9 protein-coding genes are annotated in these 15,306 nt (G+C 45.9%); 8 read left to right on the top strand and 1 reads right to left on the bottom strand.

From position 1 onward, the window contains the following. Nucleotides 1–63: 63 nt before the first annotated feature. Nucleotides 64–882, bottom strand: coding sequence for an AraC family transcriptional regulator (locus AC1DSE_RS16465; protein WP_477527909.1), 819 nt, complete (start codon nt 880–882; stop codon nt 64–66). Between the two features lie 203 nt (nt 883–1,085). Between AC1DSE_RS16465 and AC1DSE_RS16460 the strand changes: the two genes are divergently transcribed. The 8 genes from AC1DSE_RS16460 to AC1DSE_RS16425 all read left to right on the top strand — a co-directional run bounded on the left by AC1DSE_RS16460 (nt 1,086) and on the right by AC1DSE_RS16425 (nt 15,158). Beyond that, entirely contained in the window at nt 1,086–3,263 is a 2,178-nt protein-coding gene (locus AC1DSE_RS16460; protein ID WP_477512033.1) for an alpha-galactosidase, read from the top strand. Nucleotides 3,264–3,770: 507 nt separating this feature from the next. Continuing rightward, the gene (locus AC1DSE_RS16455) at nt 3,771–4,748 is read left to right on the top strand and encodes a glycosyl hydrolase (RefSeq protein WP_477527908.1); all 978 of its coding nucleotides are present in this window, start codon (nt 3,771–3,773) and stop codon (nt 4,746–4,748) included. Nucleotides 4,749–5,248: 500 nt separating this feature from the next. Further along, on the top strand, nt 5,249–6,142 hold the full coding sequence (locus tag AC1DSE_RS16450; protein WP_477512034.1) for an ABC transporter permease: 894 nt from the start codon (nt 5,249–5,251) through the stop codon (nt 6,140–6,142). A 3-nt stretch (nt 6,143–6,145) separates the two neighbouring features. Then, entirely contained in the window at nt 6,146–7,042 is an 897-nt protein-coding gene (locus AC1DSE_RS16445; RefSeq protein ID WP_477512035.1) for a carbohydrate ABC transporter permease, read from the top strand. 75 nt (nt 7,043–7,117) lie between these two features. Further along, complete coding sequence (locus AC1DSE_RS16440; RefSeq protein WP_477527907.1) at nt 7,118–8,818, top strand: type 2 periplasmic-binding domain-containing protein; 1,701 nt, start codon at nt 7,118–7,120, stop codon at nt 8,816–8,818. Between the two features lie 90 nt (nt 8,819–8,908). Continuing rightward, entirely contained in the window at nt 8,909–10,696 is a 1,788-nt protein-coding gene (locus tag AC1DSE_RS16435; protein WP_477512037.1) for a cache domain-containing sensor histidine kinase, read from the top strand. Further along, nucleotides 10,696–12,294 carry a response regulator transcription factor gene (locus AC1DSE_RS16430; RefSeq protein WP_477527906.1) on the top strand — a complete coding sequence of 533 codons (1,599 nt, stop codon included), beginning with the start codon at nt 10,696–10,698 and terminating at the stop codon, nt 12,292–12,294. The genes AC1DSE_RS16435 and AC1DSE_RS16430 overlap by 1 nt, the downstream gene beginning before the upstream one ends. A gap of 32 nt (nt 12,295–12,326) precedes the next feature. Continuing rightward, on the top strand, nt 12,327–15,158 hold the full coding sequence (locus AC1DSE_RS16425) for a sugar-binding domain-containing protein (protein ID WP_477512039.1): 2,832 nt from the start codon (nt 12,327–12,329) through the stop codon (nt 15,156–15,158). Nucleotides 15,159–15,306 lie beyond the last annotated feature (148 nt).

The raw sequence follows: 15,306 nt of genomic DNA, 5'->3' as shown, positions 1-15,306 counted from the left end.
ACACATAGATTTTATTATGACCATACACTCTTAGAACCTTAGTAAAGGCAGCAGGATGGATTATCATTGGGTTTCTGATCGGTAATTCTTAGGGGAAGCTCCTTTTATCTTTTTAAACATTTTGGAGAAGAGCAAAGGGTCATTGTAGYCGACAGAGCGGGAGATATCACCTATCGTCAGCTCAACGTTCCCCATCATTTCACATGCTTTTTGGACCCTAATACGAATTAAGTATTCCTGGATACTAGTATTCATTTGTTGTTTGAATAACGAACAAAGATAGCTTCGATTGAGTCCGATGATGCGGGCAATGTCCTCAATGGTAATTTTCTGAGCAAAGTTAGTTTCGACGATTTCCTTCACCTTTTCTACGTAAATTTCCGCACGACTATCCTGTTGCTCAATTGGCGTTACCGGTCCATATTCTGCAAGTAGGGATAATAATAAGTAAAGCAAACCGGTCAGTCTTGTTTCTCTCGTTTTTTGATTTCCATTGGACTCGGCCATTAACATCAAATATTTATAAATCATATCGTCTTTACCACAGTTGAGTATTGGGCATACCCTCGTTAATCCTGCTTGCTTGAGGAGCAATTCTGCCAGTGTTCCGTCAAAACCAAACCAGCAATATGACCATGGGATTTTGGAATCGGCTTGATAATAAGTAATGACAGCCGGGCATATAAGAAAACTCTGACCTTTCTGAAGCCGATATTTGTTTCCATCGACTTCAAAAATCCCTTCTCCGTCCAAAATATAATGAAGAAGAAAGTGACTTCTTATGGCTGGCCCAAAAAAATGACTCGGAATACATTCTTCAATTCCAAATTGTGTTAGATACAATTCAGTGTGCTGTTTGCTTCGTGACAAATACTCAATCATGGTATAACCCCTTAATATTAAATTCCAAGCATTATAACATAATTAGTGAGCATCAAGCTATGTACTCAATATTAAGTATTGATATATTATTCCTGTATAGTTGACAAATAATCTATTAATTAGTACCAAGCTTAAAACCATATTTTATTTTGAGAACACTAAAACATTTGCTCTGAGAGGGTAGTGTTGAGAGGAGAAGTTTTATGGGCATCATTGTTCAAGAGAATACGGGGCTTTTTCACCTGCAGTCGGCCGGCATGAGTTATCTTATTCAAATTAAGGATGGATATCCTATCCATGTATATTGGGGGGGCAACCTGAAGCATCGGGAACCCATGGCGGATTTATTAATTCACACTCCCGAGAAGGCTGGATTGGATCGCTTATTCCAAGAATACCCTCAATACGGGAGCGGGGATTTTCGTAACCCGGCTTATCAAGTAGAGCTTGAGGATGGAACCCGAATTACGGAGTTAAAGTACGTAGGTTATAAGCTCATTAAGGGGAAGCCCTCATTAGCTGGACTTCCAGCCGTTTATGTAGAAAATGAAGCCGAAGCAGAGACTTTGGAGCTGGAGCTGAAGGATGCCTATTCGGGTCTAAAAGTAGTCCTTATTTATACTGTTTTTGTTGATCGGAATGTCATTATCCGTTCTACACGCTTGAGTAATGAAGGGGGAAAGAAGCTTCGGCTTCTCCGTGCTCTAAGTGCAAGTGTAGACTTCCTGGATAAAGGGGACTTAGAAATCATCTATCTTTCTGGAGCCTGGGCTCGAGAAGGTAATATGACCCGCAGAGCTCTTCATCAAGGTGAAACTCGAATAGATAGCAAGAGAGGCATGAGCAGCCATCAATTAAACCCCTTTTACGCGTTGGTCACTCCGGAAACAACGGAAAACCATGGTGATGCTTACGGCTTCAGCTTAGTATACAGCGGCGGATTTGAAGCGGTTGCTGAAGTGGATTCATTCAACACTACGCGAATTAGCATGGGAGTGAATTCTTTTGACTTCACATGGCTACTGAATCCAAGTGATAGTTTCCAAACACCGGAAGTCGTTATGGTTTACTCTAAGCAAGGGTTGGGCGATATGTCGCGTACTTATCATCGCTTGTACCGGACAAGGCTATGCAGAGGGGAATATAGAGATAAAGAGCGGCCGATTCTAGTTAATAACTGGGAGGCTACTTATTTTAATTTTAATGCTGAAAAGTTGTTAGCAATTGCGGAAGAAGGGGAGAAGCTAGGAATTGAGCTGTTCGTCTTGGATGACGGCTGGTTCGGCAAGAGGGATTCGGATAATTCATCTCTTGGTGATTGGTACGAGGATCGCCGGAAGCTGCCGGACGGACTTGCTGATGTGGCGGAACGCATTAATCGGCTTGGGCTTAAATTCGGACTTTGGTTTGAACCCGAGATGATATCGCCGGACAGCGATCTTTACCGGGAGCATCCGGACTGGTGTCTTCATGTTCCTGGACGCAGGCGCAGCGAAGCAAGGTGGCAGCTCGTGCTGGATTATACTCGAAAGGAAGTTCGTGATTACATTTATGACTCCCTTTCAGCGATCTTCTCCAGCGTGCCGATCTCTTATGTGAAATGGGACATGAACCGCGCTCTGACTGAAATGGGTTCCGCTTCACTGCCCTCTGAACGTCAATCGGAGACGGCCCATCGCTATGTTCTAGGATTGTACGAGCTGTTGGAACGCATCACCACGGCATATCCGAATATTCTGTTTGAGAGTTGCTCAAGTGGTGGAGGCCGCTTCGACCCTGGAATGCTCTACTACATGCCTCAAACCTGGACAAGTGATAATACGGATGCTGTAGAACGGTTAAAGATACAATATGGTACTAGCATTGTTTATCCTGTAAGTGCAATTGGAGCCCATGTATCAGCCGTTCCTAACCATCAAGTTGGACGGATAACGCCACTTGATTTTCGTGGGAACGTCGCCATGTCTGGAAACTTTGGATATGAGCTTGATCTAACCAAATTCAGCGATGAAGACAAAGAGATTGTCAAAAACCAAGTCATAACTTACAAGCAAATTCGTGGATTAGTTCAAAAGGGTGACTTGTATCGCTTGAAGAGTCCATTTGAAGGGAACGAATCGGCTTGGATGTTTGTATCTGAAGACAAAGAGGAAGCCGTTGTGTACTATTTTCAAGTGATGGCCGTGCCGAATGCAGCGCGAAGAACCTTGCGGCTTGATGGGCTTAACCCGGATCTTGAATACGAAGTTTGGTCAGGTAACTATGGAGAAAAGTCAAGCTATGGGGGAGACAGGCTCATGCAATTGGGACTACACCTAGCTTATCATCAGAAAGACTATGAAAGTGGATGGTTCAGACTTAAAGCAGTTAAGGCTGGGTAAGGCCTGACTTCATTAATGTTCTAGAGAAATTTGGTCGTCCGGAAAAAAAATTCCGTTGGCTGAATCATATGAATGACATTGGATTGCTCGATCCGGAAAACTTCGTGCAGAAGACTGACTAGTTTAAAGCTAAGGTAGCTTCGGGTCGGTCGTCGGCAATGACTTCAAGGATTCAACTTTATATTATTTTACTCGCAATTATTCGGAGATGCTGACAGGGAATTACAGTGAACCGGAAAAAGAAGCTCTGAAAGCCTATAATATCGAGCATTGGAAAGACCTATTCCCTCAAGAAGAAGAATTCAAAATGAGAGCATACGGAGCGGCATACACGATGTCCCTTCCAAATGACGACCCAGCTGTTATCCTGGGGGCTAATGGTCTTCCAAGTAATTTATTTTGATTGAAAAGTTAAGGGACATTCTCCGTCCCAGCGGAGGCGGAACGGCCCTTTTTTATGCACTGTCTGATTTAATGCCAAATCTATACCTAATGAGGAAGTGACCCATGAGAAATCCGAATCTCGCTGCTATGGTACCTTGCAATCCGAATGCTTCTAAAGAAGTAAAAGCAGTACTACAGTACTTAAGCGGGATAGCTGGCAAAGCTATTATTACCGGTCAACACACGCAAACCAATTTGCAAAAGGAACTCCAGTACATCGAAAAGGTTACGGGGAGGCTTCCTGCGCTTTGTGGCTTTGAGCTGTTAAGTTATTCGCCGAATATTAATTATGAAAACAGCAGTCCAGAGTGCCTGCTTGAGATTGATGAGAACCGAAACACGCTTGACCGCGCTTGGGAATGGGCAGAACGAAAAGGTATGATCACCTTCACCTGGCATTGGTTCTCTCCTTTTGGAAGCTGGGATAAGGGGTTCTATTCGAATAATACAACATTTGATGCCTCCAATGCTGTAATAGAAGGAACGGAGGAGTATGAGGCATTGATTTCCGATATGGATCATATGGCCGATATCCTGAAACCTTTTTGCGAGAATCGGATTCCGATTCTGTGGAGACCCTTCCATGAAGCCGAGGGGGAATGGTTCTGGTGGGGTCACAAAGGGCCAGAGGTTGCAAAGCAGTTGTACCGTATTATGTATGACCGATATACACACATCCATGCTCTGAATAATCTAATCTGGGTCTGGAACTCACCTTTGGCGGAAGGATATGCAGGTGATGATGTGACTGATGTGATATCAAGAGACCTGTACCCTCCCAAGCATACGCATACGRATTTACAGCCCGAATATGAGGAACTCATGCGCATAACCTCAGAACCGAAGTTAGTTGCATTAGGAGAGATTGGGGTGCTGCCTAGCATAAATCAACTCTCTATAACTAGAATTCCGTGGGTTTGGTACATGATCTGGTCAAACGAATTTGGATCGACTGCAGAGTGGACTTCCGAGGAGGAACTACTCCAGGCTTACCATCATGAATATGCGATTACACTCGATAAATTACCCGTATTGTATTAAAACAGTTGAGTTCTAAACAGGCCGTCTCGGATTTAACGGAGACGGCCGATTTTTTTCATGTGTAGGTGTCACTATTACTTAGCGCTGTGTGGTACAGTCACGTTTACAGCAGCAATGAGCTTCTTCAACATTTTGTGGATGACGGTCTTGCCGGCTGTGCTGTTCGGTTGTTCATCGCGGGAAAACGATCTACGAAGGCTATTTCGATTATGCGGATCTGGCGGAAAAACGTCCGTTCGGCCCGATTATCTTTATGCAATGACCAAGGCAATCACCAACGAGTCTCATTCGAATTATGGATTTGTTTTTAAAGAAAAGAATCAAGTTCATCCGGATCTCTCTCGAGAGAAAAGACGAAGATTTTAACAAATGGCCTCATGGCCGCCTATTTTTGTTATCGAACAAAGAGCAAATCATTACGATGAAAATCCAATCAACGTTATATGGTTTACCTAACTGAAACCCCTTACAATGTATTACAGAAGGAGGAATKCGACATCATGTTAGCACAACTATACAAATATCGTTGGCAGTATGTCATGATTTTACCGGCTGTTTTGCTTTTGTTTCTATTTAATTATGTTCCTATGGCGGGCATTCAAATCGCATTTCGCGATTTTCAGATCGGGTCATCTATATGGGACAGCGCGTGGGTTGGAATCCAAAACTTCACGTTTCTGCAAGAGCCTCAGTTTTGGATTGTCGTGAAAAATACGTTGTTCATTTCGGTTTTGAAATTCGTATTCGGATTTCCGGCTCCAATTGGATTGGCCATTATGATTAATGAATTGGTGAGCGCAGGCTTCAAAAGATTCGTCCAATCGGTTAGCTACCTGCCTCATTTCTTCTCATGGATTGTCGTCGCTTATATTTTACAATCGTTTCTTACGTTAGACGGCGGCTTGGCGAATGATTTGATTACAAAAATGGGCGGAGAGCCTATCTTCTTCCTAGGCTCGGAGAGCTGGTTTCGGCCGATGATCGTCTCCAGCGGATTGTGGAAGGAAGTAGGCTGGAATACGATTCTTTATCTCGCGGCAATTACAGCCATTGATCCCCAGCAGTATGAAGCGGCCAAGGTGGAAGGCGCAGGGAAATGGGCGCAAATCCGGCATGTTACGCTGCCAGGCATGATCCCGACGGTTTCAATCGTTCTCATTCTTAGCATTCCAAGTTTGATTACCGTGGGCATGGATCAAATTTATCCGCTCTTGAATCCGGCGAACATGCAGGTGGCGGACGTTCTCGATACGTATGTGCTTCGAACCGGCCTTCAACAGGGGTATTTCGGAATGGCTACAGCAATCGGTCTCCTGTCATCCGTTATCGGTCTTATTCTAGTGGTGCTCACGAATCAGATATCTAGAAAATTGAATGGCGAGGGGTTATGGTAATCGATGAAACGTACATCTGGTGAGATCATTTCCCAAATCATTCTTATTGTTCTTATGCTTCTGCTGTGTTTATCCGTGCTCTATCCATTCGCGTATATGCTGGCGATCTCACTGAATGAGGGAACCGACGCAGCGAAGGGCGGCGTATATTTGTGGCCACGGGCATTTACACTAATCAACTATGAAATCGTACTCGGTAACGAAGTGATTCAGCACGCATATCTAATTACGATCTTGCGTACTATCGCGGGTACAATAGCTGGCCTCATGGTCACGCTGATGGTGGCATTCGGCTTATCGTATACGAAGGTTCCATTCCGTAAATCGATTCTGAGCTATATTTTGCTGACCATGCTTTTCAGCGGAGGGCTTGTACCTCTTTATATTCAGCTTTATAATTTGGGGCTTATTAACAACTTCTTGGTTTATATCATACCCGGAATGTTCTCGGCTTGGAATATGTTTGTCATGCTGAAGTTCATTCAAGGCATTCCAGAGGCACTCGTCGAGTCGGCGGAGCTGGATGGTGCAGGGCCGTTCCGCGTATTGCTCCAAATTATCGTTCCGCTGTCGAAGCCAATGCTTGCGGCAATCGGATTGTTCACCGCTGTCGGCCATTGGAATGATTGGTTCGCCGGAGCGTTCTACGTCACTAAGCAGGATCTCATTCCGGTACAAACGTTTCTCCAGCAGTTATTGTCGGCGCAGGATATGTCAGCAATCCTGGGCTCGAACTCGAATCAGGAAGCGCTAGCCAGAGGATCGCAAATGCAGAACGTGACACTCATGTCAGTCAAAATGGCAACCGTAATGGTAAGCGCGATTCCGATTCTATGTGTGTATCCGTTCCTTCAGAAGTATTTCGTAAAGGGCGTATTGATCGGCTCCGTCAAAGGTTAAGAGCCACCGTTAATGAGGGTATTGGGCTTCATCACATACCGTAACTTAGGTAAGCGAAAAGGGGAGAAAAGAAGCATGCAGAGCAAATGGGTAAAGAAGACCGGATTAATGGCTATGTCCGGTGTAGTATTGCTATCTGTCATCGCAGGATGTTCCGGTTCGAATGCATCGAAGAACGATCCGAAAAGCACGAACGCAGCGCAAGGCGGAACGGAAACGACAAAAGGCTCCAACAAGTTCAATCTATGGCTGGGCTGGTCGGCAACGGTTAATAATGATAGCCTTGTCCAAAAAAATTGGAAGGAAACGGAGCCAGGCATTGAGGTTGTGCTTGAAGCTACTCAAGGTGACGCAGTTACGGCGCTTAACTTGAAGCTGAATACCGGCGGCTTCGAAGATGCAGCTGTCTTCAATCGAAGTGAAATCGTGAAAGCAGCGATGATTCGCTCCAATAAAATTTTGTCAGTCGAGCAATATTTCGATATGCCTGATCAATATCCCAACCTTGCAGCGATTCCTAAGCAATATTTGGACCAAATGAAGGATGCGGACGGGCATATTTGGTCCATTCCAACCTGGTTCGACCAAAATCCTGACAATCCATGGCCGGGCTGGGCATCGCAAACATGGCTTGTCCGTACGGACGTGCTTGAGAAAGCGGGAATGACCACAGCTGATTTGGCTACGATTGAAGGTGTTGAAGCGTACTTGAAAAAAGCCTCAGAGCAAAAAGACGCGTCAGGCAAGCCGCTGATTCCGCTTAGCTTCTTAATGGATCCTAACGATACGGCAGGCTGGAACGATGAAAATACGGTTTTAAGCACGTTTGGCGTAACGACGGGAGGCGGTATTATCCCGGTAGAGAAGAAGGGTGACGAACTTGTCCTCTTGTATGACGACCCACAGTATAAAGTGGCTTACCAATGGATGAACAAAATGTATCGTTCCAATCTGGTGGACCCAGAGGTCGTAACCGATAAAAAGGAACGCTACAAAGAGAAAAACAAAGCTGGACGCGTAGCGATGAACGTAGGCTCCTTCTTTAACGTGGATAATTCGATCTGGGAGACGTTGGACGGCCCGACTGAGCCAGGCTGGTTCTATCAAGTCGTTCCATTCCCTAAGGTAGAGGGCGTTGAGAAGCTTGGAGCGAACACTGTCATCAACCCGTATCCAGGATATGACGTCTACATTAGCAAAAAATCCAAAAATCTAGAAGCGGTTTTGAAGTTTCTTGATTACTCACTTAAGCCTGGAGCGGATCAGCAGCAAGTCATTAACGAAGGACCAGAAGGAAAGTTCTGGGGCTGGATCGATCAGCCGCTAGGACGATGGAATTATATTGATGCAGAATATGATAAAGCGCGTAATTCTGGCGAGCCTGCACAGAAAGCGAAAGTAACGCCAGAGCTGTATATGATTTCTTCCTATAATAACGACTGGTATCCGTGGTGGAATTACGGCACAGGCGATAAAGTCGGAAACGAAAAAACGTCGAAATTCACGGCAACGGTAGGACAGATGGGCGCCGTGCGTAGCACGCAAACCTATGACTTGGTTAAAGCGAAGGCAGGCGGTCTGCTAGAGAAATACTTGCCTGAGCTCGAAAATATTCGCAAAGAGTATAGAGCGAAACTCATCATGTCCAAAAGCGGCGAGCAGTTCGAAGCAACCTGGATGGCTTTCCGTGATGCCCTTGAGAAACGTGGGCACTGGACTGAAGTTAAGCAAGAATGGCAGGAGCAATATGAAGTATTGCTGAAAGAGCAAGGCTAGCGGTATACCAAAATGGAGCACTCCTTTCTGGGAGGTTGCTCCCTTTTCCATTGTTGCGAATACGATTACAATACGGAAAGGAGGGATACGATGCTATTACGCCGCAGTCTTGAACGAATCGTTATTAAATACACCCAGAAAATGAACCTGCGCCGAAAAATATTAATTCTGTATGGAGCCATTATTTTTGTTCCAACGATTTTTTTAGGCATTGTTGCGGGCTATCTTGCGCTTGAAAGCTTCAGGGACAATTACCTGGTCACCATTAATGAAGCGATGCGCCAAACCGTTCAAAATATAGAATTCCGCAAGCAAAGCTACGATGTGCTTGCTACGCGTACGGCAACGGATGGGGAGCTAATCTCGCGGTTAAGCCGTAATTACTCGGATATGTTCGAGCAGCTGAACACGGTTGAGTATGTAGACCGTTCATTTGTATTTACGAGTAAATACTTGCCGGGTATCGATGATTTCCGGATTTACCACACGAATCCGATGCTTGTGCAGGACGGACGATTGCTGTGGAAGCCAGAGGGGCGCATCTTGCAGCCTGACTTGAATGAGACGGATTGGTTTATCCAAACGAGCGAGGCTTCCAACTCGTTAATATGGAGCAATGTGAACAAGAATAAGCTTGTCATCTCACATAAAGTGATGAGCCCGACCGGCAATTTGCAGGGCATTATTTATATGCTGTTAGACTATAAATCGGTTTTTGGCAATCTGTTCAATCAGCCGTTCAGTGGTTCAGGCGAATTATCGATTATTGACGATTCCGGCATGATCATCGTTTCCTCCGATCCAGAAAAAATCGGATTAAAGTTTCAATCGACAACGCTGAATAATCACTGGGATAATGCGAGCCTATCTGATGGCGTAATGGTGGATGGCAATCTGCTTATGGTAAGGCCGATTGATTCGAACTGGCATGTGGCCGCGTTGATCCAGATGGATCAGCTTGAGCGCCAGTCCAAGATGATTTTATACGGCATCGTGGCTGTTATTTTCTTTTTTCTGCTTTGCTCTACTTTTTTAATTATGACGGTGCTGAAAAATGTCGTATGGCGTATTCGTAAGCTTGGCACGCGCATGTACGATGTCAGTCAAGGACAGTTCGATGTCAGTATTCGCAATACGGCTAAAGATGAGCTCGGCGATCTGGAAATTTTGTTTAATTCGATGTCCAGCCGTCTGGGTATGCTCGTTGAAGACATTACGCAAGCGAAGCTCAAGGAACGCGAGCAATCATTCAAAGCGCTGCAGGCTCAAATCAATCCTCATTTTATATACAATTCGTTAAGTTTGCTAAGGTGGCGTGCGCTGGATCTTCAAGACGAAAAACAGCTGCGCACCATAGACGCCTTGACCGCCTTTTACCGTCTGGCGCTGGACAATAAAATTAATGTCATACAAATAAAGGGCGAGCTTGAACATGTCAGAGCTTATTTGGATATTCAAGAAATGCGTTATCCGGGAAGGGTGACCATCGAGTGGCATATCGAGCAAGAGCTGCTGGAGCTTTACACGATCAAGCTGTTATTACAGCCTATTGTGGAAAATTGTTATTTGCATGGCAACATTACAGGGAAGAAGGGCGGCGTTATCCGAATTTCGGCGCAGCTCGAACAAGACAACATTCGATTCGAGGTGTTCGATAACGGAATAGGCATCTCAAGAGAGATGCTGAAACAGATTCAATTAGGAAAGCAGGCGGGGAACGGAAACGGATACGGTACTGCTAATATTCGCGAGCGGCTCCAGCTCTATTTTGAGAATAAACATGAATTTACCATAGACAGCAAAGAGAACGAATGGACGGCGGCAACGATTATCATACCGGCAAGTGTTCATAGGCCGCAGATTAGGAAGGTGATGTAGTGTTGTTAAAAGCGTTGATCGTGGATGATGAGCCTACCCATGTTCAGGGGCTTGTGCGCTATATCAAGTGGAAGGAGCTAGGCTATGATACGCCTTTCACCGCAGAGTCCGGTCAAGAAGCTCTCGACTTATTGCGGAATACTTCTATTGATGTGTTGATATCAGATGTATCAATGCCTGTTATGACGGGAATTGAACTTGTTGCAGAGGCTAAAGCGATCCAGGCGCAGCTTCAAGTGCTGATGATCAGCGGCTACAACGAATTCGAATTTGTACAGGAAGCGATGAACGTTGGGGCGCAAGCGTATGTGTTGAAGCCGATTAAAGTGGAAGAGGTAGAGAGCAAGCTTACCGGGTTCCGCAAGACATTAACCAAGTTAAAGCAAATTGAAAATCAAGCGCAGGAGCTGCAGCAGAAAGTATCCGGCAGTCTCGATATCGTCAGAGAACGGTTCGTATCCGATGTTATTGGGGAGGCAGGCATTCATGCCCAGATGCTGCRTTCATGGGGCAGCCTGCTGGAGCTTCCTGCAAGCAACCAAGAAATCGGATTAATCGTACTGGGCTATGATCATTTTCATTCCTCGGTGCAGGACGCAAGAGAGAGGGTTGTGATCAGCAACGGATTTTTGAGAACGGTCCATATCGGTTTAAGCGATTTTGATCATGTTTATATCGCAAAGACCGTCACTGATGAAATCGTGGCCTTGCACATTAATTTAAGTCCGCTTGAACGTGCGTCAATTGAAAAACAGCTTGCTTTCATCCAAAATGTCATGCAGGAGCAATACGGCTCAACGGTTACGATTGGCAATAGCAGAGTATGTACGACTTGGGAAGATGTACCGACGCTTTATAAGGAAGTTAAATTCATGATGGCAAGATTCCGCTTGATGGAGAGCGGGCAAATTCTGCACTATGATCGACTAGATGAATCTGAGTTCCAACAATTTCGTCTGCGAGAAGAGATTATACCCGAGATTTTACAGCTGACAGAAGATGCTGCCGATGCTCATAAGGTTGTTGACTACGTTAATAATGTGTTTGATATGCTGCTTCCTCAGCCTTCTATGCCATTTACGTATATACAGGCGTTTGGCATGGCATTGCTCAGCGAACTGGCTCGCAAGCAGACATGGAATAAAGAGCTGGGCGGGGAAATGAATTTGGAGATGTGGCAGAAGCTGATCGATTGCAGAAGCGAGGCGCAAATTCGTGAAGTCGTGATCGATTACGTTCAACGCCATATGGTTATCGAAAAGAAAGGTGAAGCCAGTCAAAGGCATAATCTGATCGGCAAGGTTTCCGAATATTTGGAGGCACATTTCCAAGAACATATCACAGTAAAGCAAATTGCTGAAATTCATCATCTGAATGCGAGTTACTTAAGCGTGTTGTTCAAAAAAGAGATGGGCAAAACGATATCTGATTTTCTACAGGAAACACGCATGAATAAAGCCAAAGAGCTGCTTAACAATCCAAGCATCAAGGTGTATGAGGTATCTGAGCAGGTCGGATTTCAGACCGCAGCTTATTTTGCCTACTTGTTCAAGAAGACGACGGGCTATACGCCGCAAGAATATAGGGATTACCATTAAGGCATTTGCTATGAGCTGGAGGCTATGAAAAAATGATGATAGAGTCAATTGCGGGAACGTGGAGATTTTGCTTGGATGAGACCAAGCAAGGCATTGATCAAAAATGGTATAACGAGCGGCTGCAAGATCACATTCAGCTGCCAGGAACCACCTCGGAGTATCAAAAAGGCGAATATAACACGGCCAAAGAAGTCGCTCACCTAACTGAGGCTTATCCGATAAACGGTTATGCATGGTACCAACGCGAGATTGAAATCAAGGCGGAATGGGCGAACAAGCATATCCAGCTGTACGTGGAGCGGACAAGAGTAACGAAGGTTTGGATCGGCGATGAACTGCAAGGCATGCAGAACAGCATAAGCGCGCCCCATATCTATGAATTTGGGATCATGACTCCTGGCACGTATACGTTAACCATATTGGTTGATAACAGCGGCCTGCCGATAAAAGGCGGTCATATGACATCACCCGATACGCAGACGAACTGGAACGGACTGCTCGGCAGAATGGAGCTTCAAGCAGCGGATTTAATCCGATTGGACAACATTCAGGCGTTCCCCGATGTTGCTAATAAGTCCGTTCAGCTCAGGTTTCAACTGATCAACGATACGATGGACAATGCGGATACCCAGCTAGCTATCGCTTTAATGGATATGGTTGGAACAATCCAAGGCAACGCAAATGCTGCAACAGCAGTAAAGATCGCTATGATTCAGTCCGTACCGGGTAACCAGTCTGTTGAACTGCACTATGAACTCGGCGAAGATATCATGCTGTGGGATGAGTTCAACCCCGTATTATACCGCTTGCTTGTGAGTCTGGAGGCGAACGCTAACGGGAAATTGTATCGGAATGAGCAATCCGTAAGCTTCGGCATGCGCAAGTTCGGTACGGAAGGCACACAGTTCACGAATAACGGTCGTAAAGTATTTTTGCGAGGAAAACATGACGCGTTGGCTTTTCCTCTAACCGGTTATGCGCCGATGACGGTGGAAGAATGGGTCAAGGTGCTATCTATCGCCAAGTCCTACGGGATTAATCATTATCGCTTCCACACCTGCTGCCCGCCAGAAGCAGGATTTATAGCCGCGGATTTGCTCGGTATTTATTTCGAGCCTGAGCTGCCGTATTGGGGCGCATTTCAAGATCCAGCGGATGAAGACTATGATGAGGCGAGATCGGACTACTTGCGGGAGGAAGGATTGCGCATATTAAAGGCTTATGGCAATCACCCATCATTTGCTTTGTTTACGCTAGGCAACGAATTGCATGGCAGTCGCAACGCCATGTCGAGCTTGTTGAAGGAATATCGGGAACAAGATAGCAGGCGCTTATACGCTGAAGGGGCGAATAACTATTTCTGGGCGCCGGCTTTCTCGGAAGACTCTGATTTCTGGGTTACCATGCGAACAGGGCATGGCGAATCGATGGTTCGAGCTTCTTTCTCCCATGCGGACTTGCCCCTTGGGCATGTGCAGGATAGCTATCCTTCAACCTTAACGGACTATCGTGATAATCTTCCGGACATTCAAGTGCCTACGATAAGCCATGAAATTGGCCAATATCAATCCTTCCCAAACTTTGGCGAAATAGAGAAATACACAGGCGTTCTGAAAGCACGGAACTTAGAAGTGTTTCGCGAGAGGCTTCAGGCTGCGGGAATGCTCGATCAAGCCGATCATTTCTTCCGGGCATCCGGACAGCTCGCGGTTATATGCTACCGCGAAGAGATTGAAGCCGCTTTGCGCACTCCGGGCTTCGGCGGGTTTCAACTGCTAGATCTGCAGGACTTTCCGGGCCAAGGAACGGCATTGGTTGGCGTATTGGACGCGTTTATGGAATCCAAAGGCTTTATAGAACCGGAGAAGTGGCGCGAGTTTTGCTCGGAAATCGTTCTGCTGGCAAGGATTCCGAGGTTTACGTATACCCAGGAGGAGACGTTTGTCGCCGAACTGGAAATCGCAAATTACGGGTCTGACTCGCTTGAAGCTATGCAGTTGGAGTGGTCGCTAAAGCAAGGAGACCGACTAATTGAGGCTGGAGCGATGGCGGCAAAGAATATTCAACAAGGGGCTTTGGAAAATGTGGGTACGCTGCAGATCGACCTGTCCGCAGCAGAGGCTCCCGCCAAGCTGGAGCTTACTCTGAAATGGAAGGGCAGCGACGTTATAAATCATTATCCGATCTGGGTATATCCGTCGGCGCAGGCAGAAGCCAAGCCGCAACAAGCTGAATTTCACTTGCGTAGAGAATTCAATCAAGAGGTAAGCGATATTCTCGAAGAAGGCGGGCGTGTTTTGCTCATTCCCCATCAAGAGCAGCTATCCTCCCATATCGGCGGAGCGTTTGCTTCGGACTTTTGGTGTTATCCTATGTTTAGATCCATCTGTGAGGGAAAAAACGCGGCTCCAGCACCGGGAACGCTCGGAATCTTATGTGATGAGAAGCATCCCATGTTCGAGGCCTTTCCAACCGAGTTTCATAGCAACTGGCAGTGGTGGCCGATCCTGACCCACTCTCATTCGCTTATACTGGATAAGTGGCCGGAAGCGTTCCGTCCCCTAGTGCAGGTCATTGACAACTTTGAGCGCAATCATAAGCTCGGCTTGATCGTTGAAGCTAAGGTTGGCAATGGAAGCTTGCTCATATGCGCAAGCGACCTTATTGGTCACCAAGATAAGCCGGAGGTACGCCAGCTTTTTCATAGCTTGCTGCAATATGCGGCATCTGCGGAGTTCAACCCATCATTAGAACTCAGCTATGACCAGATTCGCAGCGTGCTGGATCCGAACGTGGAGAGCGATCGCGAGACGCATCGCGGTCAAGCGGTTATTAATCCTTCCTATCCGAATAATATAAGTTGAACTAAAGACACTTCTACATTCTGATGCAAAGACGATCGATAATACGCATGGGATTCTTTCATGATATTAATCATAAATGTCTCTACATTCTTCCGTATCTCAGCGGTTATGTGCTAAAACAAACTATTGATGTTGATGACATCTGCTC

Source organism: Paenibacillus sp. 01L418 (assembly GCF_056400045.1).
Note: the sequence above shows the minus strand (reverse complement) of the source record. Positions and strands in the feature narration are given on the sequence as shown.